Here is a 20956-nt window from a genome sequence, read left to right on the forward strand (position 1 = left end):
TTCGGCTCAGCCGCAATCGATAATCTGAAATCTCGACCATCGAGAACGGGGAATGACATGAGCGACGCGCAGAACGTTCTGCAAATGATCAAAGACAACGAGGTGAAGTACGTCGACTTCCGCTTCACCGACCCGCGGGGCAAGTGGATGCACATCGCCCAGCACGTCAACACGGTCGACGAAGACCTGCTGGACGAAGGCATCATGTTCGACGGCTCGTCGATCGAAGGCTGGAAGGTCATCAACGAGTCCGACATGACCCTGAAGCCGGACCTCTCGACGGCCGTGATGGACCCGTTCGCCGCCCAGCCGCAGCTGATCCTCTACTGCGACGTGCTGGAGCCCTCGACCGGTCAGCCGTACGAGCGTGATCCGCGCACCACGGCCAAGCGCGCCGAGGCCTATATGTCGCAGGCCGGCGTCGGCGACACCGCCTTCTTCGGGCCCGAGGCCGAGTTCTTCGTCTTCGACGACGTGAAGTTCGGCACCGACATGCACCACTGCTTCTACAAGTTCGACAGTGAGGAAGGCCCGTACATGTCGGGCGCCGAGTTCGAGGGCGGTAACCTCGGCCACCGGCCGCGGGTGAAGGGTGGCTACTTCCCGGTTCCCCCGGTCGACAGCGGCACCGACCTGCGCGCCGAGATGGTCACCGTGATGGAGGAGATGGGCATCAACGTCGAGAAGCACCACCACGAGGTGGCGCCCTCGCAGCACGAGCTCGGCATCTCCTTCAACACGCTGGTCAAGTGCGCCGACGACATGCAGATCTACAAGTATGTCGTCCACAACGTCGCGCACGCCTATGGCAAGACCGCGACCTTCATGCCCAAGCCGGTGTTCGGCGACAACGGCTCCGGTATGCACTGCCACCAGTCGATCTGGAAGGACGGCAAGCCGGCCTTCGCGGGCGATGGCTACGCCGGCCTGAGCGAGCAGGCGCTCTACTACATCGGCGGCATCATCAAGCACGCCCGGGCGCTGAACGCCTTCACCAACCCGACCACCAACTCCTACAAGCGTCTGGTGCCGGGCTACGAGGCGCCGGTCCTGCTGGCCTATTCCTCTCGCAACCGTTCGGCCGCTTGCCGTATCCCGCACGGCAACTCGCCGAAGTCCAAGCGCGTGGAGGTTCGCTTCCCGGATCCGACCGCGAACCCGTACCTGGCCTTCTCCGCCATGCTGATGGCCGGCCTGGACGGTATCCGCAACAAGATCCATCCGGGCGACGCGATGGACAAGAACCTGTACGACCTGCCGCCGGAGGAACTGAAGGACGTTCCGAACGTCGCCGGCTCGCTGCGCGAGGCGCTGACGGCGCTCGAGGCCGACCACGAGTTCCTGCTGCAGGGCGACGTGTTCACCAAGGACCAGATCGAGGGCTACATGGAGCTCAAGTGGGAAGAGGTCGAGACCTTCGAGACGGCCCCGCACCCGATCGAGTTCCACATGTACTACAGCGTGTAAGCGCCGGGCGGCGCGCTAGACGCCGGCCAGCCGCGGCGCCCGTGCAGGGGACGGTCGCTTGCGGCCTGGCCGGCGTCGGCCTTCCGCCTGAAGCTTTCGATCGCTCGATCACTGCGCCGTCGCGGCCACCGCGGCGGCGCGGTTTCTGTTTCAAACCGCCAAACGAGATCCGTTCAATCGGGCGGCTGCCGGATTGAACGGAACCCGCACCTGCCCTACCCCGTTCCTGCCTGTAAGACAGGTCTTAGCGCCGCGCGGTTGCCGCCCAAGCGGCTATTCCTGGTTTTCAACAAGAGGCTTGCGTGTCCGAAAAACCTCGTATCGTCGTCCTGGGCGGTGGCTTCGCCGGCATGTTCGCCGCGCGCAACCTGCGCCGGAAGCTGGGCGATAGTGCCGAGATCGAGCTGATCAACGCCGAAAATTACTTCGTCTTCCAGCCGCTCCTGCCCGAGGTTGCCGCTGGCCAGATCACCGCGCCGCACGCAGCAACCCCGCTGCGCCTATTGCTGAAGGGCGTCTTCGTGCGCAAGGCGATAGTGCACGGCATCGACTTCGAAAAACGCGAAATCACGGTCTTCCAGGGCGTGCAGCGCCGCCCGACCGTGGTGCGGTACGATCACCTGGTGCTCGCGCTCGGCCAGTCGACGGATCTTTCGATGATCACCGGCCTGTCCGAGCACGCGATGACGCTGAAGACCCTCGAGGACGGCCGGCTACTGCGCTCGCACGTGATCGAGAAGCTGGAACACGCCGAAATCACCCAGCTGCCGGAGGTCAAGCGGCAGACCCTCACCTTCACCGTGATCGGTGCCGGCTTCTCCGGCATCGAGACGGTCGGCGAGATGGCGGAGTTCATCGACCGTTCGCTCAAATACTACAAGAACGTCGACCGCTCCGAGATTCGCATCGTCGTGATCGAAATGGCGGACCGGGCGCTGGCCGAACTGCCAACCACACTCGGCACCTACGCCCGGCGCAAGCTGGAGGCCCGCGGGATCGAGTTCCAGCTCAACACCGGCGTCACGTCCGCTTCGGGCACCCACCTCGTGACCTCCAAGGGGGAATGGATCGGCACCCGCACGATCGTCGCCACGATCGGCAACGCGCCCTCGAAGCTGGTGCGCGAGCTCGGCCTGCCGCTCAAGGCTGGTAAGATCCAGGTCGACCGCTCTTTCCGGGTCCCCGAAGTGGATAACGTCTGGGCCCTGGGCGATTGCGCGCTGATCCCGATGGTCGACAGTCCGCAGGAAAAGTCCGACTACGCCCCGCCAACCGCCCAGTTCGCCGTACGCGAAGCCCGGCACTTGGTGAAATGCATCCACGCTTCTTTTCGGGGCAAGCCCCTGAAGCCGTTTTCCTACAGCTCCAAGGGCGCGCTCGCCTCGCTCGGCGCCCGTCGGGGCGTGGGCGACCTGATGGGGATCAAGATCTCCGGCTTCCCGGCCTGGCTTATCTGGCGGGCCTACTACGTCGCCTTCCTGCCGGGGATGTCGACGCGTTTCCGCGTGCTGATGAACTGGCTATTGGACATGATCACGCCGCGCAACGTCGCCCAGCTCTCCAAACCCCGCCCGCCGGGCGCGCGCCACGTGCTGTACCACGCCGGCGACCGGATCTACGAAAAGGGCAACCGGGCCGACGGTGTCTATACGGTCGTCTCCGGCGCGGTCGAGATGATCACCGAAGACCCGCAGACCGGCAAGGAGTACCGGCGCCGGCTGGGCCCCGGCGAGCACTTCGGCATGCGGTTAATCCTGGGCGAGGACCGACGCCAGGCAACCGCCCGGGCGGCCGAGCACACCCGCGTCCTGATCCTGGAGCGCGAGGAAGTGATGAAGATCGCCGACGGCATCGAGGACTTCCGCCATCACTTCGAAACGCTCATTGAACGCGAACTCGGCCATTACTGGGACTGGCGCGGGACCTCCTCGAAAAACGACGTGTCAGCGGTGGATTAACCGGCCCCGCCCATAGGCGCTTCAGCACACCGCGTGTCAACGCACCGGCCTAAGGGTTACCGGGGCACCGCGACCGTCACTGTCTTGCCGCCGCGGCCGTGAACACTGTCGCGCGCTTCGATGGTCACCTCGGTAATCCGGGGCGGAATCTCCACGCCGCCCAGCGAGCGGGTGAACGGCTGCTCGTTCTCGTGCGGGTGGTGCAACGTGCGCGTGCCCAGTACCGTCCCATCCGGCGCCAAGACGCGCCACTGGTCGGCGTAGTGGTCCCAGCCCTCGTCGGCGTGGCGCACCGTGACGCTCACGCGGTAGCGGTCGGCGCCACTCTTGATGATCTCGGCGTCCAGAACGTCCGCCTCACCCGCCGCAACGGCGCTGGCGGTCAGCAGGCTGGCGGCGACGAGCGCCGCGAACAGGTATCGCATGGGGCGCAGTCTGGCGCGGACGCGCGGTCGCGACCAGCAACGATCGTGTGAGCACGCCTAGAAAGCCATACGCGCGCTACACCTCGACCCCGCCGTCGCCGGGCGGCACCTGCCGCTTCTGCCCGCTCGGGTCGATCGCGACATAGACCAGCGTGCCCTCGGTGACGCGCACCAGGGTGGCATCGGTGCGCCGGGTCGCCCAGGTCTCGACCTTGACCGTGATCGAGCTACGCCCGACCCGGTCGATCCAGGCGTACATGCTAACGAGATCGCCGATCAGAACCGGTTTGTGGAAGCGCACGGCGTCCATCGCCACGGTGGCGATCCGCCCCTGCGCCCGCTCGGTCGCGGGCACCGAACCAGCTAGGTCCATCTGCGCCAGCACCCAGCCGCCGAAGATGTCGCCGTTCGGATTGGCGTCCGCCGGCATGGCAAGCGTGCGCAGCGCCGGCGTGATGGCGGGCGGGGAGTCGGGATCGGCGCGGTCGGGCTCGGTCATCGCACGCTCCTCGGGCTAAAAACCGGCACAACCAAAACTTTACCAGATTTGGTGCAGCCTTAGATGGGCACTACAGCATCTTCTTGCCCACCCGCAAGCACCCCGGCATAGTGCGGCCCCATGAGCGACCTTTTCCAGACTCCCGCAGATCAGAACCCCGACGCCTATTCCGCCAAGGACATCGAGGTCCTGGAGGGCCTGGAGCCGGTGCGTCGGCGCCCCGGCATGTATGTCGGCGGCACCGACGAGAAGGCGCTGCATCACCTAGTGGCCGAGCTGCTCGACAACGCCATGGACGAAGCGGTCGCCGGGCACGCCAACCGGATCGAGCTTGCCCTGAGTTCGGACCCGAGCGACGGCGCGACGGTGGTCAAGGTGCACGATAACGGCCGCGGTATCCCGGTCGACGCACACCCCAAGTACACCGACAAGTCGGCGCTGGAAGTGATCTTCACCACGCTGCACTCCGGCGCGAAGTTCGCGAACAAGGCCTACGCCACCGCCGGCGGCCTGCACGGCGTCGGTGTCAGCGTGGTCAACGCGCTCGCCGCCGAATGCACGGTCGAGGTCGCGCGCGAGCGCAAGCTCTACCGCCAGACCTTCCGCAAGGGCACGCCGGTGGGCAAGCTGGAAAACCTGGGCCAGACCCAGAACCGCCGCGGCACCACCGTCACCTTCAAGCCGGACCCGGAGATCTTCGGTCACCTGCGCTTCAAGCCGGTCTCGCTCTACCGGATGGCGCGCTCCAAGGCCTACCTGTTCAAGGGCGTGGAGATCCGCTGGTCCTGCGCGCCCGAGCTGATCCCGGAGGGCGAGCGCGGCACCAGTTGTCCGGAAAGCGCGACCCTGCACTACCCCGGCGGTCTGCGCGACGCCTTGACCGACCTCCTGGGCGGGCGCAGCAGCCTGACCCCGGAGCCGTTCGCGGGCGAGGCCAAGCTGGCCGACGACGCGGGCCGCGTGGAATGGGCGGTCACTTGGCCGGCCGACGAGGAAGGCTTCGCCTCCTCCTACTGCAACACCGTGCCGACGCCCCAGGGCGGCACCCACGAGCAGGGCCTGAAGAACGGCCTGCTGCGGGGGCTGAAGACCTATGGCGAGATGGTCGGCAACAAGAAGGCGCAGCAGGTCACGGGCGACGATCTGCTGGGCGGCTGCGCGGCGCTGCTGTCGGCCTTCATCCGCAACCCGCAGTTCCAGGGCCAGACCAAGGAGCGGCTGTCGACCCCGGAAGCCGCGAAGCTGGTCGAGCAGGCGGTCAAGGATCACTTCGACCACTGGCTGGCCGCGCATCCCGAGCGCAGCAAGGCGCTACTGGAACGCGCGATCGAGCGGGCGGAGGAGCGCCAGCGCAAGCGCAAGGAAAAGGAACTCAACCGCAAGACCGCGACCCGCAAGCTGCGCCTGCCCGGCAAGCTGGCGGACTGCGCGCGCAACCGCTCCGACGGCACCGAGGTGTTCCTGGTCGAGGGCGACAGCGCCGGCGGCTCCGCCAAGCAGGCGCGCAACCGGGAGACCCAGGCGGTGTTGCCGCTGCGCGGCAAGATCCTGAACGTCGCCAGCGCCTCGGCCGACAAGATGAAGGCCAACCAGGAGGTCAACGACATCACCCAGGCGCTCGGCTGCGGCACGCGCCGGACCTATGACCCCGACAAGCTGCGCTATGAGCGGATCATCATCATGTGCGACGCCGACGTCGACGGCGCCCACATCGCCAGCCTGCTGATGACCTTCTTCTACAAGGAAATGCCGCAGCTGATCGCCGACGGGCGTCTGTACCTCGCGCAGCCGCCGCTCTACCGCCTGTCATCCGGCGGCACGGTGCGCTACGCCCGCGACGACGCGCACAAGGACGAGTTGCTGCAGTCCGAGTTCAAGAAGCCGGAGAAGGTCGAAATCAGCCGCTTCAAGGGCCTGGGCGAGATGCCGCCGGCGCAGCTCAAGGAAACCACGATGGACCCGAAGAACCGCACGCTGCTTCGGGTCACGATCACCGACGACGAGACGCTCGACCTGGAAGCCGCACAGGAAGAGACCGAGAACCGCGTCGAGCAGTTGATGGGCCGCAAGCCCGAACGGCGTTTCGCCTTCATCCAGGATCGCGCCCGCTTCGTCGACAACGACGCGCTGGATGTTTAATCGCTGCTCGGTGCTGCCGGAAGCAGACCGTCGGGGTCCGGAGGAGCCTGTCTAACTCCTCGCTCAACCGCGCAACGCCGCCTGGGTGTCTTCCAGCAGCGACGCGGCGGCGACCGACAGCGACCGCCCGCGCGCGGTCAGCACACCGATCTCGCGTTCGACCTGCGGCTCAATAAGCGGGCGCGCGTGCAGGCCATGCACCCGCATCAGCGGCAGGCAGGCCTCCGGCACCGCCGTCAAGCCGCGGCCCTGGGCCACCAAGGTCGCGGCCGTGGACAGCTGCTCCACCTCGATCACCGGGCGTACGCCGAGATCCGCCTCCGCCACCGCCCGGTCGAATGCCTTGCGCACGCTCGACGCCCGGCTGAGCGCGATGAAGGGATGCCGGATCAGGTCCCGCGCGGTGACCTGCGCTGTGTCCGCAACCGCATGTTCCGGCGGGTGCACGACCACAAATGATTCGGTGAACAGCGGTTCGAACGCCACCTCGGGCTCGCGCTGCGGCCGTACCGATAGGCCAAAGTCGGCCCGCCCCTCGCGCACCAGCGCCAGAATGCGATCGGCGATAACGTCGAACATCTCCACGTCGATACGCGGATACCGGGCGGAATAGGCAGCGAGCACAGCCGGCATCTTGCCGGCAGCGAGGCTTGGCAAGGCCCCCAGCGTCACTCGGCCCCGCTGCATCTCGAACAGACTGCGTACGTCCTCGACCGCGACGTCCCAGTCCGCCAGCAGCCGTGCGGCCGCGGGATAGAAGGCCGCGCCCTCGCGGGTCAGTTCGAAAGCGCGGCTGTCCCGGTCGATCAGCGGACCGCCCAGACGCTCTTCCAGGCTTTTGATCGCCAAACTAAGCGCCGGCTGCGACAGGTTGATGCGCTCCCCAGCGGCGCGGAAGGACCGCGTTTCGGCAACCGCGACGAAAGCCTGCATCTGCCGATGCGTGATGGTCATTTGAATAGCAAATCATTCCTTTGGTTGTTCAAATTTTACAAATCGGAAGCCGCCTGTCGAGATAGCAATGGGGAGACATAAAGGGCCAAAACAATGGCAAAACGCCTGTTGGTCGGATGCGGCGCTGGGTTTTCCGGCGACCGTACGGACGCAGCGGTCCCGGTGGTTCGGGAAATGCTGCATCGCCGCGAACCGGCCGTGCTGTTTTTCGAATGCTTGGGCGAACGCACGCTCGCGCTGGCGCACTTGCGTCGGCGCCAGGATTTGCGCGCCGGCCATGAACCGCTGCTGGAAGATATGCTGCAGCCGGTTCTGGGCGACTGCCTGGCCGGCGGGATCGCGATCGTCGGCAACTTCGGCGCTGCCAACCCGCGTGAGGCCGCCCGCCGGATCGCCCGCCTTGCCGATGTGGCCGGCTTTTCCAATGCCCGGATCGCCGTTGTCGAGGGCGACGACGTCACCCACTTGGTGCGCGCCGGTGCGCTGGAAGCGTTGGGCATCGACCAAGGTCTGGATGACCGCCCGCTGATCTGCGCCAACGCGTACCTCGGTGCCGAGCCGATCGCCCGGGCACTCAGCGAAGGCGCCCAGGTGGTGGTGACCGGGCGCGTCGCCGACCCCGCCATGGTGGTCGGCCCTGCCGTCCAACACTTCGGGTGGTCCTGGAGCGATACCGACCGGATCGCAGCCGGCACGCTTGCCGGCCACCTGCTGGAATGCGGGTCGCAGGTCAGCGGCGGCTATTTCGCCGATCCCGGGATGAAGGACGTCCCGGACCCGGCCAACATCGGCTTCCCGATCGCCGAGATTGCCGAGGACGGCGGCATCGTCATCACCAAGCCAGCCGACACCGGCGGCCTGGTGACGCCGGCGACCGTGAAGGAGCAACTGCTCTACGAAATCCATGACCCGGCCGCCTACCTGACCCCCGACGTGGTACTCGACATCACGGGGGTGGATGTTACTCCGGTGGGCCTGGACCGTATTGCCGTAAGCGGCGCCTGCGGCCACCCACGGCCCGACCGGCTCAAGGTGACGGTAAGCGTCGAAGGCGGCTGGCTCGGCGAAGGCGAGATTTCCTATGCCGGCCCCAATGCCCGCGCCCGCGCCCAGTTGGCCATCGACATCCTCAAAGCCCGGGTGCCCGAAGGCTTGCGTGTGCGCGGCGACCTGATCGGCGTCACCAGCGTATTCGGCGCCGAAGATGGCTCCACGAACACACCCGATACCGCGGCCGAGGACGTCCGCGCCCGGATCGCCGTGGAGGCGCCGACGCGGGAACTGGCGGAGCGTGCGGTCCGCGAAGTCACGGCGCTTTTGTGCTGTGGCCCGGCAGCCGGCGGCGGCGCCCGGACGCAGGTGCGCCAACGGGTCAATACCTGGTCGGCGACGGCGCCGCGAAGCGAGGTCGAATCCGGGGTCCAGGTGATCACGCAAGGAGCCCAACAATGGGCGGAGACGGTCGATGCCTGAAATCGCACTACACCGCTTGGCGCACGGACGCGCCGGCGACAAGGGCAACCGCCTCAACGTCAGCGTGATCGCCTATGATCCCGCCAACTACGAGCTGCTGCGCGCGCAGGTGACGGCCGAACGGGTGCGTACGGCCTTCGCCGATCGCCGGCCGTCGCAGGTGCAGCGTTACGAACTGCCGCATCTCGCGGCCCTGAACTTCGTGCTCGACGATGTCCTGGAAGGCGGCGTGAACCGCAGCCTGAACCTGGACACCCATGGCAAGACGCTATCGTTCCGCGTGCTTGCCTTAACCATCGATGTCCCAAACGAACATCGTACAACCAAGAACGATTCTGGAGGTAATTCATGAAGCGCACGATGCTCGCCGCCACGGCGGCAGCCGCCATCGCCTTCACCGGGGCGGCGGCACAGGCCCAAGACGACCAGCAGTTGCTGATTGGGTCGACCTCGTCCTCGTCCAGCCACTATGGCTACTTCGTCGCCGCCACCCAGCTGATCAACGAGAACGTCGACGGCGTCTCCGCCTCCGTCGTCGAGACGGGCGCCACGGTCGACAACCTGCGACGCATTTCCCGCGGTCAGGTCGACCTCGGCCTGGTCACCACGAACATCGGCTACCAAGCCTACGCCGGCACCAATAAGTTCGAGGGCCGGCCGGTCGATACCCGTCTGCTCTGGGTCTACGCGGTCGCGCCGCAGAACGTCGTGGTCCGGAAGGACTCCGGGCTGGACGGACTTGCGGATCTTGAGGGCGTGCGCTTCAACCCGGGCATCCGCGGCTCCGCCACCGAGGCGACCTCGGAAGCCGTGCTCGAAACGCTGGGCATCCAGCCGGACTACGTGCGCGGGTCGACCTCCGACATCGTGGCCTCGATCAAGGACGGCCGGCTTGCCGGCTACGTCAAGTCTGGCGTTGGCGACAAGCTTGACGGATCCTCGCTGGACATCGCGACCTTCACCGACATCGAGGTGCTCGGCCTGAGCGACGCGCAGAAGGAAACGCTGCGTGAGGAGATGCCGGACGTTTCGCTGGTGAGCGTACCGAAGGGCGCAGGCCCGGACATCGGCGCGTTCGACACTTGGGCGTTCGGCGTCGGTGTGGTCGCGCGAACCGATCTGGACCCGGAGGTCGCCTATCAGATCACCAAGGCGATCAACGAACACGTGCCGCAGCAGGCCAGCGCCTTCGCTTCGCTGAAGGGCAAGGACATCGGTGAGATGACGATGCCGCTGGCGACCGTGCCGCTGCACCCCGGCGCGATCCGCTACTACGAGGAAGCCGGCTACGATATCCCCAGCAAGGCCCGGCCTGAGTAGCCATCCGCATGCAGGATCTTCGGACCAAAGCCTCCGTGGCGCTGGCTGCGCTGCTCGCCGCCTTCGTGATCTATACGTCGGCGCTGGGGCCATACGAAAGCCTTGTACAACGGGCGGTGTTCCTGGCGCTCACGGTGTGCCTTGGTCTGACGCTCTACCCGCTCTGGTCCGGCAGCCGGTGGCGCCCGGTCGGGCTCACGCTCGACGTCGCCGCCGCGCTGGGGACTGTGGGCTCCTGCGGCTACATCGTTCTCAACTACGAACGAATCATGGGCGCCCTGCCCTGGGCTCAGCCCTACGACATGGCCATGACGGCGCTGCTGGTCGTGGTCATTCTGGAGCTCTCGCGCCGCGCCATCGGGCTGATCTTTCCCTGCCTCGTCCTGGTCGGACTGGGCTACGCGCTCCTCGGGCAGCACCTCCCCGGCGTGCTGGGACACCGGGGTTTCGGTCCGGCGTTCGTGACCGAGACGCTGTTTCTCGGGGATCTCGGCATCTGGGGATTGCTGCTTGGCGTTGCCGCCACCACGATCGCCGCGTTCGTCGTCTTCGGCACCCTGATCCTCAACACTGGCGGTGGGCAGACCTTCATCGATCTGGCGATGCGCCTGGGCGGTCGCAGCCCGGGCGGGGCCGCCAAGATCGCGGCGATCGCCTCGGCCCTGTTCGGCATGCTGAGCGGCAGCGCCGTTGCGAACACCGCGACCACCGGCAACTTCACCATCCCGATGATGAAGCGGTTGCGCTATCCCGCCCCCCTGTCCGGCGCCGTCGAGGCGGTGGCCTCGACCGGCGGTCAGATCACCCCGCCGGTCCTGGGCGCCGCCGCCTTCGTGATGGCCGAGATTCTCGGCGTTAGCTACACGGTGATCGTCGTCGCCGCGCTATTGCCGGCAATCCTGTTCTTCGCCGGGATGTTCCTGACTATCCATGTGACCGCCGTGCGCCAGGACCTCGGTCTGGTGCCGGAATCCGAGATGCCGAGCTGGGCCGACGTCGTGCGGCCGCACCGTTTGGTGCCGGTACTGGCAGCCGTGGGCGGTCTCACCTTCGGCGTGCTCACCGGCCATTCCATCCAGACCTCCGCGTTCTACGGCATCGCCGGTCTGACCGTCGCGTTCCTGCTGTTCGCGGCGATTGCGCGCCGGCCGCTGCGCGAAGTCGGCGACCAACTGGGACGTGGGCTGGTCGACGGCGGACGCGGTCTTGTGATCATCGGCGTGCTACTCGCCGGGGCGCAGATTCTGGTATCGATGATCAACCTGACCGGTGTTGGCGTGGCGATCTCCAGCGCCGTGGCCGGCGTGGCTGGCGGCCATATCCTGCTGTTGGCGCTGATCGTGGCGGTGGTCTGCCTGATCATGGGCATGGGCATTCCCACGACGGCGGCCTACGTGCTGGTCGCCGCGGTGATGGCGCCCGCTCTGATCGAAGCTGGCGTCGCGGACATCACGGCGCACATGTTCGTGTTCTACTTCGCGACCCTATCGGTGATCACGCCGCCCGTCTGCGTGGGGGTGTTCGTCGCCGCCGGCATCGCGCGGGCGCCCTGGGGTCAGGTCGCCCGCGAGGCCTTGCGCCTGGCGAGCGTCGCCTACGTGATCCCCTTCCTCTTCATCGTGTATCCCGGCACGCTGGCCGACGGCGGTCCCCTGGCGATCCTGCACGCCGCCCTCAGTGGCTGCATCTTCGTGGGCGCCTCCGCCATGCTGTTCGGCGGCCAGCGCGTGACCGGACAGCGGTGGCTGGACCGCACGCTCTGCGCTCTGACGGCGGTAATGGCATTGGTGCACGCCTGGTACGCCACCGCCCTGGCCGTCGTGCTCATGGCGGGGCTGCTCGGGATGATCGTCTTGCGACGGCATCGAGCGGACCTTGACGGCACTCGGGAGCCCAGCCGCGGCGCACCGGAAGCCCGTTAAGACAGAGATAGGCCGTCGTTTGGAATCAATTGGGGCGGCCCGGGTCATATCCGGGCCGCCCCAACAGGCCGCCGATCGACGGCAAGATCCTTCTCTCCGGACAGCTTTCCGTTAGTTCTGTCCCAGGATCATGTTCGTGTTCTCAAGGTAAGTCTCGGCGTTGTCCTTGACCGCCTTTTCGTTACGCTTCTCGCTGGCAAGATGCATGCCCTCGAGGACGCTGGCGATGTTCTTCAGATCCTTGTCCACGCGCTGCAGGGCGTTCTCCAGCGTGTAGCTAAGCTGGTGGATCTTCTCCATATTCTCGACGGTCATCTCCTGGGAGAGAAGCTCGTCGAGTTTCTGATTGTATTCGCGCAGATTCTTGACCGCGACCTCAAGGTTCGGGGCCGGCTTGGCCTTATAGTGCTGCACTTGGCCATCGCTATCCGCCAGGGCGGGACCACCCGCGAGCAGACCAAGGGACAAGACGGCGGCTGCAAGTCGCTTCATGATGATGGCTCTCTGTGGTTTGTGAGACGGTATCTCGCCCTCGCAGAAAGATTGAGCACGAGAGGCGCTGGGCGTGCGGTTACGACCCTTCGGCGGCCAGCAGCGGTTTCAGACGCTTGCGCGCAAGATTGGGGAGATCCGAAACCTTCTTGCGCACCTCATCGAGGTTCTTCGAGGCATCGCCGACCTTCACCACGCCGACCATCCCGGAATAGACGTGCGGCAGGCACTTGTAGACGTAAGTCCCCTCGACCTCGAACGTGACCTCGAATTCTTCGTTGATCTGGCCCCCGAAACCCTCGGCTTCTTTAGGGATCATGCCGTCAACGCTCTGCGCATTGTGGCCCTTGTCGACCACCGTGAAATGGACCGTATCCCCCGGCTCGATCGAGACCGACGCAGGCTCGTAGGCCATGAAGTCACCCGTTTCGCTCTTGTTGAGCATCTTGACCTCAATCGTCTCGGCCGCGGCCGGAGCAGCAACCAGCCCCACCAACATGGCAGTAGCCAACAGCGTGTTTTTAATCGGCATTTGACCTCCCAAAGGACGTATTAACCGGCACGAACGCTTGCCAGAACTCGACGTGATCTGTTCGAGCCTGAGCGGATGTGCCGTGTCGGATGTGTTTAAATGCAACTGCACCTCATATGCAATAACAATACGCCGCCAGCGATACCTTGTCGCGGCACGCGATAACGGACCCCGCACACCCGCAGCACCACACGCTATATCGGCAGGCAGCCTCCCCTAGGTTTGGGAACGGGCCCCTGCGCTCTGCCCTCGCCGTCGTGTCGACGGTCTCCACGGGCGCGAGGATCGAACGAGAAGGACCGGCGCCAAAGCCCCATCCTCAGCTGCGTCCGATCACCGCAGTACGCCCTACTTATTGCAAATGAGTTGCAGTTGCATTCCTATCGCACCGGGATCCCCTCCGGACTCATGCGCCGGCACGCTAGGTATGAGGAGATATCAATGCCTGCATTCAGAGTTTCGAAAGCCGCCGTCACGGCCTTGCTCGCCGCCAGCGTCTATCCAATAGCTGGCCATGCCGAAGAAGATACGATCTTCCCACGCGTCGACGTTGAAATACCGATGGAGCTGGAGAACGACTATACCGCCTCATCAGAAGATGAAGACGCGGAAATAAACGATCTCTTCGCGACGATCGAGCCCGGCATCAGCGTTCGGTTTACAAAGGAGCTATCGATCGAAAGCTCCTTGGTTTTCGAGCCGGTTCAGGACCCGGATGCAGGTGACGATCGCTTCCTTGAAGATCATGGCCTTTATGCGGAGGAAATCTTCGTCAACTACGAAACCGAACGGTTTGCCGCCTATGCCGGTAAATTCAATCCGACCTTCGGGACCGCCTGGGATATCGCCCCCGGCATCTTCGGTACCGACCTTGCTGAAGATTACGAGATCACCGAGCGCATCGGCGCCGGTGGGGCCATCAAGTTCGGTGGTGACGGGTTCGGGGCCGGCGATTTCGGCGAACACCGACTCGCCCTGAACGGCTTCTTCGCGGATACCACCGCGCTCAGCGATTCCCTCATTACCAGCCGGGGCGAACTCGATCTGGACGATGGCGGCCCCAGCAACACGGAAGATCTGTCGTCCATGTCCGCCACCCTGGATGGCGGCAACATGCCGGGAGTGCCCGTCAACTACCATCTGGGCGTTCAGTTCCAGGAAGGCGGCCGCGGAACGCCGGAAGACCAGACCGGCTACGTCGTGGGCCTCAACGGCAGCTACCCCCTGACCCCCACCATTACGCTCGAACCGATGGTGGAAAACGCTTACTTCGAGGACTTCGGCGGCGTCCAGGAAAACCGCAACTACCTAACCGGCGGCGCTTCCCTGCTCTACGGCCCATGGAATGCCGCTGTTTCCTATACCAATCGGCACGTCGACCCAGAAGGCGAGGACTCGTTCAGCGACGATCAGGTGCAGGTTTCCGCAGGCTATGCGTTCGCAAATGGCCTGACCCTCGATGCCGGCTACAAATACACCGAAGATGCAGGTACGCACGCGCATGTCATCGGCGCGCTACTCACCTATAACTTCGCGTTCTCCTACCCGAACTGAAGCTGTGTAGGCCGAGCGCACTTGGGCGGACGAGCCGGACACCTGCAACCGGCTCGTCCGCCAGCGCACGCGGTTGATTTGTTAAAAGTGGGTCACGAGACCCGGACGCTGTCCCCTCATCGCCCGGGATGTTTACCGCGCCAAGCGTCTGAAGACGGCAACACTACACACACAGAAAACCGGGCGGAATGTCGCCATTCCGCCCGGCCAAAGCAGGATTCGTGCTTTGTCGTCGTTAGGCCGTCGCGGCCGCCTTGTCTGCTGGCTGGTATTCACCGCACCAGTCGTTCGCGGACACGATCGGCCAATGCGCGTTCTTGGCATCCGCAGTCGGCTGCGGGGCATACCGACGGCATTGGGTCTGCGCGGCGTGGAAGAAACGGCAGTTGTTGCACTGCATGGGAAGATACCCCCGTTAATTGGTTGGCGCGAATTCTGATTGGCGACCTTCAATATCGGCACTGAGGATGCGGAGGTCAAGTAGTTCCTGCCGATATTTTATAATTGAGAACGGTTTTCATTATTTCTTTATTGGTGAGAATGAATTTCATCTACCGCCTTTCAAAAAAGTGCCTCTGAGAACGAACTTCAGTTGCATTTTCTAGGCGAACAACACATGGACGCCGCAGGCGTGCTCGGGCACAACCCGCATGCTCTCAACGAGGGGATGGTGTGGGCGTGTCAGGACCATCGCCCGCATGCTCGGAGGGTCACCGGGGCCGTTCTGCGTCATGGCCGTCGTTCGCGGGCATCGTCGCGCACCGCCAACCGACAGGATTGGTCAGGGACGCGCGGACGTGCAAGCCTGCGGCACGCGACCGGACGGACTCAGGCAGTGACCGGGTGGCCAGCATGGGCCGGCGTCGACGATTGATCGGGGTCGCTCACGTCCAAGCCGCTGCGGATGAAGCTGCGGAAAAAGACGAAGGCACCCGCGCCGACGGCACACAGGAACCAAGCGACGTTGACCGTCTGCGGCTGGGCGAAAAAGTGCATCAGCCCACCCACGCGCAACGCCAGCAGCCAGGCATGCAGGCTCTCGGAGGTCATCAGGACAAGCGTGACGTTGAACACGGCGATCGTCAGCGCGTAAGTCGCCGAGACAGTCACCACACGCCGCGGGGCGAAGTAGACAACAGCGAACCCGGCATCGAACTCCGCCTGCCGATCCCGCTCGATCAGCTTGGCGAAGAACACCAGAATCAGGAACGGCGTGATCAGATAGGTCAGCAGATACGCCCAGTAGGAAGCATCGTCGACCGGGAAATGGGCGGCCAGGCTGCGGATCCGCTCGGTCTCGGCGATCAAGGCTGCGGCATCGACAAACGGCGCTATCACGGCTGTGCACACCACGGCAGCCCCGGCGGCGCCCACCTGCTTGGACATGCGCGGGCGGTAGCCAGACGCCGTCATGAACCACCGTCGCCGGGCGAGCTGGTGGTTCCGGCGCCAGCAATAGACCGCGAGCATCACATAGGTCGGCACCGCGAAGCTCAGCGCGTAGGTGATCCAGCGGATAACCGGCACGACTTCACCGGCCCGGGCCGGCGCAACCAAGCCGAACAGCACGTTGACAGCCGCCGAGGCGACGAACACCGCAACGCTGCCCTGGAGCGTCGCGGATAGCACGCGGTCCTGTACATAGCGACGGATGTTGCGGTTCACGACGAACCCCATCTCATCGAGAATCACGTTGACCTCGCGCTGGCGGGCCGAAGTCTCGGCAACGATCGCGCAGCTCAGCAGATAGGTCAGGAGATCGTAGGCGTCGCGGATCTCACCACGAACGCTGGGGGCGTGTGCGGCCGCCTCGTCCGATGCCTGGGCGAGATGCGTGCGCAGCGTCTCCGCGATCGCTTCCACCCGGCGCCGGCCATCCTGAAGCTTGGCATCGAAGGTGTGTGATACCCGCACGGTCACGTGATTGACCATGGGATGCTCGCTGGTGACCTGATCCAGTGCACGCACGATCAGGCAGCATTTCAGCAGATCCTTGAGCTCCCGTTCGGATATGAGTTGCCGCGCCTCATCCAGCGGCAGTTGCGCGCCCAAGTATGCCTTCAGATCGTCCTTAACGGGCTTCTTGATCTTCGCCTCGGCGATCTTGCGACGGATGTAGCTATGATCCGACGGGACGCCGGCAATTCGCTGCGCCAGGCCACGCACCGACTCTTCGGCGTGGGCCAGCAGTTGAACGTTCGGGACGATCCCGGCAAGCGCGAGCGCGAGGTAGAGCGGGAAGGTGTCTTCCGACACCGTGACGCCAAACAGCTTGTTGAGGACGTTGGGACCGAGGCTCAGCAACAGCACGTAGATCAGGGCCAGCAGCAGAAAATAGATGGCCAAGCCATGCTGAAACCGCCGAAGCGAGGTCAGATCGCTCAGTTTGAAACTTCGGAACTCCTCGGGAAACGGTTCGCCGGCGATGTCGTTGAAACGCGTCCGCAGGTTGAGCACGATGAACAGCAGCCCGACGGTAAAGGCCGTAATCGCCTGCACCGTCGGAATTTTGTCCAGCACGATCGCCATGACGTCAGAGGCTTGCATGGCCGCCCCCCCTCGCAAGCGCACAGATCGGGCAAACGCGCGGATCAGTTGTCCGCGTCTAGCACCGGCTGGGATTGCTGGTGCAGGGACTGGACTGAGCCAGGGAGACCGTCACGGGCCCCACCGCGCCGACAAGCGTGCCAGCCAGAAGTAACATTGCGATCACATGTTTCATGACCGGCTCCCAATTTTACGTGTGTGGTATTTTCTACATACCCTCGTATTCCATGCAAGTACCTCGCGCATACCTCCCTGAGGATTTCTTGAATCTATGTTGGTTCTTACGGTAGCGGCACCCTCATTCGCACTAGCGATTTAAGCTATAAGATAGAGGTACATCTAAGATATTCGGCGCACCGCGCTGCACTCCGGCACAAAATACATCGGCACGCTCCCCTCCACGCCTCGCGGGCGGGCCGATTTGCTTTGCTCGCCTGGCGGTGCCATGTGTGGTCCGCATTCCCAGGCAGAAGCGAGCCATCATGGATCTGGAAAAAATCCGCAGCGCCATCCTTTCCAACGTCGAACAGCACGGCTGGCATATCGCCGGTGTCAACGAAGACAGCCGCAACGGCTTTCCACAGTACGCCTACACGGTCGGCTTCGGGGACACGCTGAACCACCCGGAAGTGATCGTGATCGGCCTCAGCCACGAAAGCGCGGGCATGCTGCTGAACGCGGTAGGCGAACGTATCCGCCAGCACGGGCCGCTGCAGACCGAAGCACGCTATACCGACCTACTCAGCAACGGTCTCGGCCTCAGTTTCGTCGAGGCGCCGGAGGCGAAGGCACGCGATCTGATGCGGTTCGCCAACTGGTATTACGAGGCTGTCGGCGACCGGACCGACACGCGCTATGACGCGCTTCAACTGGTCTGGCCAGACGCGGACGGCCTACTGCCCTGGGAGCCTGGCTTCGACACCCGGTTCAACGATCTGCAGCCCCTGCTCCGCGACGTTCAGCAACCGCCGACCAGCAGCCTGCACTGAGACTGGTATGGATATCGTCGAAACGCGCCACAGCCCTCATTGTATCGGTCATGGCCGCGCCAGACGGATTTGGGGCTGCCATCTGCGTTGCTTGAACGCGACTTAGCCACCTCCTATACGGCGACAGGACGGATGGCCGACCGGGCGAACCGCGCGTCCGCGCACCATCCCTCCTCCCATGTTTTCGTTCGATCAGGGAGCCCGGCCACGATGTCCATTCCCGAGACCATGACGGCGATGCTGCTGACCGGCCACGGCGGGCCAGAGAAGCTGGACCTGCGCCATGACGTGCCGGTGCCCAAACCGGCCGCGGGTGAGGTGCTGGTCGAGGTCAGCGCCTGCGGCATGAACAATACCGACATCAAGGTGCGCGAGGGCTCCTACGGGGCGGAAGACGATCCCAACGCCGTGTCAACCTGGCGAGCGCGTGCAGGCGAAGAGTCGACGCTGCAGTTCCCGCGCATCCAGGGCGCAGACACGGTCGGCACCATCGTCGCGGTCGGCGACGGCGTGCCGGAAAGCCGGATCGGCGAACGGATCATGGTCGACTTCTGCATCTACAACCGCCCGGAAGGCGACGACTCCCTACGCGACATCGACTACTATGGTCATGGCCGCGACGGTGGTTTCGCCGAATACATGACGGTGGAAAGCGGCAACGCGATTAAGGTCGAGTCCGAAATGGACGACGCCGAACTCGCCACCTTTTCCTGCGCGTACCAGACCGGCGAGCATATGCTGGAGCGTGCCGGCCTTGCCGCCGGCGAGACGGTGCTGGTCACCGGCGCGGCCGGCGGCGTCGGCTCCGGCATCATCCAACTCGCCCGCGCACGCGGGGCGATCCCCTACGCCATCACCTCCAAGGGCAAGGAGGACGTGCTCAAGGACCTGGGCGCGGAGGCAACGATCCCGCGCCAGGACTTCCAGGGCCCCAATGGCACCGACGAGCAGGCGTTTATCGACCGGGTCGAACAGGCGATGGACGGCCGCGAGATCGACGTCGTAGCGGACCTGGTCGGTGGCGATATGTTCAACGGCCTGTTGCGCCTGCTGCGCCCGGAAGGCCGCTACACCACCGCCGGCACGATCGGCGGTGCGGTGGTCCCGCTCGACACCCGTACGCTCTACCTTAAGCACCTGCAGCTGCACGGCTCCTCCCAGGGGCGCCGACAGGACTTCCGCCGGGTCGTGCGCTACATCGAGGCGGGCAAGATCAAGTCAATCCTGCACAAGACCTGGAAGCTCTCCGAGCTACGCGAGGCGCAGCACGACTTCGTCTCCAAGAACTACGTCGGCAAGATGGCCGTGGTGCCGGATTCCAAGTGGGAGCAGGTGGGCGCCAAGCATGGTGGATAAGCCAGCCCCCACAAATCCGGCTGGCGCCAACCCGGCAGGCACCAGCCGTCTGCGTGAGATCGAGGTGATCGATGTCTCGGTCGGCGGCGACGTGCACCGTGTGGTCCTGGACGGCGTGCTGCCCGTGCCAGGGGCCAGCGTCCACGACCAGATGCGCCATCTGGAGAAGAAGGCCGACGGCCTGCGCCGGCTGCTGATCTCCGAACCCTACGGCGCCGCGCACATGTGCGTCGATCTGCTTGTGCCGGCCAAGCGGTCGGACTGTTCGCTCGGCTTCGTGATCATGGAGGTCATGGGCTACCCGGTCTATTCCGGGTCCAACTCGCTCGCCACCGGCGCAGCGGTGGTCGAAGCCGGCCTGATCCCCCCGCCCGAGGGGGAGCGCCCCGACGCGGACGGCGTGATCCGCCGACCGGTACGCCTGGAGGCGCCCGGCGGCCCGGTCGACCTGACGGCGGAGATCGTCGACGGGCGCGTAAGGCGGATGCGCACCGGCGGCGACGACGCCTTCGCCGTCGCACTCGACCGCCACGTTCAGGTCCCCGGTCTGGGCGAGATCAGCTACGACCTGATGTACACCGGCGGCTTCTACGTGCTGGTGGACGCGCAGGACCTCGGCCTGGAGCTAACCTGGGCCAACGAACCGACGCTCAGCGACACCGCATTTCGGATCATGGAGGCGGTGCGCGACGGCTTCACCGACGTCCACCCCACCCTAGGCGACCTGGGGCCGCCGCCCTTCCTGCATTTCATGGGTCCGTCGGAGACGCGCGACGATGGCGTGATCGCGGCGCGCTGCGCGGCCTACGGCCACCCACGGGTGATCTGGCGCTGCCCGACCGGCACCGGCACGTCCGCGCGCCTAGCCCGGCTGTACGCTCGGAGAGAGGCGGAGGTAGGCACCCGCCTCGCCTCGATCGCGCCGACCGGCAACGTCTTCGACGGGACCATCACCGGTACCTCCAAGGTCGGCAACACCCCAGCGATCCGAACCGAGATCGCCGCAAGACCGAGCATCCTCGCCCGGCTGCGGGTTCAGGTCGACCTGGACGACCCGCTGGTCGCCGATTACCGGCTGGACGACATCCTGGGCGCGGGCCCACAGCTCACACGCAGGTCGTGAACGCCCACCACTTGACCAACGGGCATCCGGCCATGAACGCGGCAGCGAAAGTGAGTTAAGGCGCCTGTGCGCCAGAAGACGTCGCGGTTACAATGTCGCACCCAGACAGGACACTGCACGTTTGACACACGATCCGGGGGCGTCTTTTCGCGCCGGCGTGCCCCGGGCCTCGCCCTAAGCTGTCCCGACCCGCGCGACTGGGAATA

At 65.0% G+C, this 20956-nt stretch carries 17 protein-coding genes; 11 read left to right on the plus strand and 6 right to left on the minus strand.

From position 1 onward, the window contains the following. Positions 1-57: 57 nt before the first annotated feature. On the plus strand, positions 58-1467 hold the full coding sequence (gene glnA, locus RHOSA_RS0113725; protein WP_027289118.1) for a type I glutamate--ammonia ligase: 1410 nt from the start codon (positions 58-60) through the stop codon (positions 1465-1467). Between the two features lie 302 nt (positions 1468-1769). Continuing rightward, entirely contained in the window at positions 1770-3425 is a 1656-nt protein-coding gene (locus RHOSA_RS22570) for an FAD-dependent oxidoreductase (protein ID WP_200372016.1), read from the plus strand. A 56-nt stretch (positions 3426-3481) separates the two neighbouring features. On the opposite strand, the gene RHOSA_RS0113735 is transcribed toward RHOSA_RS22570, so the two are convergent. Together RHOSA_RS0113735 and RHOSA_RS0113740 are read right to left on the minus strand one after the other, a co-directional pair. Beyond that, a complete protein-coding gene (locus RHOSA_RS0113735; protein WP_027289119.1) occupies positions 3482-3850 on the minus strand; it encodes a hypothetical protein in 369 nt (122 codons plus the stop codon). Positions 3851-3926: 76 nt separating this feature from the next. Further along, the gene (locus RHOSA_RS0113740) at positions 3927-4349 is read right to left on the minus strand and encodes an acyl-CoA thioesterase (protein ID WP_027289120.1); all 423 of its coding nucleotides are present in this window, start codon (positions 4347-4349) and stop codon (positions 3927-3929) included. 120 nt (positions 4350-4469) lie between these two features. On the opposite strand from RHOSA_RS0113740, the gene parE reads away from it, so the two are divergent. Next, complete coding sequence (parE, locus tag RHOSA_RS0113745; RefSeq protein ID WP_027289121.1) at positions 4470-6488, plus strand: DNA topoisomerase IV subunit B; 2019 nt, start codon at positions 4470-4472, stop codon at positions 6486-6488. Positions 6489-6551: 63 nt separating this feature from the next. Here parE and RHOSA_RS0113750 read toward each other — a convergent pair whose 3' ends face one another. Continuing rightward, positions 6552-7442 (minus strand): LysR family transcriptional regulator, encoded by an 891-nt coding sequence (locus RHOSA_RS0113750; RefSeq protein ID WP_027289122.1) that lies wholly within the window; start codon positions 7440-7442, stop codon positions 6552-6554. A gap of 93 nt (positions 7443-7535) precedes the next feature. On the opposite strand from RHOSA_RS0113750, the gene RHOSA_RS22575 reads away from it, so the two are divergent. From RHOSA_RS22575 to RHOSA_RS22585, 4 genes are read left to right on the plus strand one after another with little or no spacing between them, the layout of a single operon-like run. Continuing rightward, positions 7536-8915: an acyclic terpene utilization AtuA family protein gene (locus RHOSA_RS22575; RefSeq protein ID WP_051432148.1), complete on the plus strand. Its 1380-nt coding sequence runs from the start codon at positions 7536-7538 to the stop codon at positions 8913-8915. Next, entirely contained in the window at positions 8908-9267 is a 360-nt protein-coding gene (locus RHOSA_RS22580) for an AtuA-related protein (RefSeq protein ID WP_037256353.1), read from the plus strand. The genes RHOSA_RS22575 and RHOSA_RS22580 overlap by 8 nt, the downstream gene beginning before the upstream one ends. Then, positions 9264-10235, plus strand: coding sequence for a TAXI family TRAP transporter solute-binding subunit (locus tag RHOSA_RS0113765; protein ID WP_027289123.1), 972 nt, complete (start codon positions 9264-9266; stop codon positions 10233-10235). Before RHOSA_RS22580 ends, RHOSA_RS0113765 begins: the two co-directional genes overlap by 4 nt. Before the next feature lie 8 nt (positions 10236-10243). Beyond that, complete coding sequence (locus tag RHOSA_RS22585; protein WP_037256356.1) at positions 10244-12157, plus strand: TRAP transporter permease; 1914 nt, start codon at positions 10244-10246, stop codon at positions 12155-12157. Between the two features lie 111 nt (positions 12158-12268). On the opposite strand, the gene RHOSA_RS0113775 is transcribed toward RHOSA_RS22585, so the two are convergent. Together RHOSA_RS0113775 and RHOSA_RS0113780 are read right to left on the minus strand one after the other, a co-directional pair. Continuing rightward, entirely contained in the window at positions 12269-12649 is a 381-nt protein-coding gene (locus RHOSA_RS0113775; protein ID WP_027289124.1) for a DUF6746 family protein, read from the minus strand. A gap of 79 nt (positions 12650-12728) precedes the next feature. Beyond that, positions 12729-13181 (minus strand): pseudoazurin, encoded by a 453-nt coding sequence (locus RHOSA_RS0113780; protein WP_027289125.1) that lies wholly within the window; start codon positions 13179-13181, stop codon positions 12729-12731. A 441-nt stretch (positions 13182-13622) separates the two neighbouring features. On the opposite strand from RHOSA_RS0113780, the gene RHOSA_RS22590 reads away from it, so the two are divergent. Further along, positions 13623-14735, plus strand: coding sequence for a porin family protein (locus RHOSA_RS22590; protein ID WP_156092738.1), 1113 nt, complete (start codon positions 13623-13625; stop codon positions 14733-14735). 828 nt (positions 14736-15563) lie between these two features. Here RHOSA_RS22590 and RHOSA_RS0113795 read toward each other — a convergent pair. Beyond that, the gene (locus tag RHOSA_RS0113795; protein ID WP_027289126.1) at positions 15564-17282 is read right to left on the minus strand and encodes a hypothetical protein; all 1719 of its coding nucleotides are present in this window, start codon (positions 17280-17282) and stop codon (positions 15564-15566) included. Positions 17283-17764: 482 nt separating this feature from the next. Here RHOSA_RS0113795 and RHOSA_RS0113800 point away from each other — a divergent pair, with 482 nt between their 5' ends. From RHOSA_RS0113800 to RHOSA_RS0113810, 3 genes are all read left to right on the plus strand, one after another. Next, the gene (locus RHOSA_RS0113800; protein ID WP_027289127.1) at positions 17765-18271 is read left to right on the plus strand and encodes a DUF4262 domain-containing protein; all 507 of its coding nucleotides are present in this window, start codon (positions 17765-17767) and stop codon (positions 18269-18271) included. A gap of 210 nt (positions 18272-18481) precedes the next feature. Further along, positions 18482-19627, plus strand: a complete 1146-nt coding sequence (locus RHOSA_RS0113805; RefSeq protein WP_037256364.1) for an alcohol dehydrogenase family protein — start codon at positions 18482-18484, stop codon at positions 19625-19627. Then, positions 19617-20750, plus strand: coding sequence for a proline racemase family protein (locus RHOSA_RS0113810; protein WP_027289129.1), 1134 nt, complete (start codon positions 19617-19619; stop codon positions 20748-20750). Before RHOSA_RS0113805 ends, RHOSA_RS0113810 begins: the two co-directional genes overlap by 11 nt. Positions 20751-20956: the final 206 nt, after the last annotated feature.

This window comes from Rhodovibrio salinarum DSM 9154, assembly GCF_000515255.1.
GTDB classification, from domain to species: Bacteria; Pseudomonadota; Alphaproteobacteria; order Kiloniellales; family Rhodovibrionaceae; genus Rhodovibrio; species Rhodovibrio salinarum.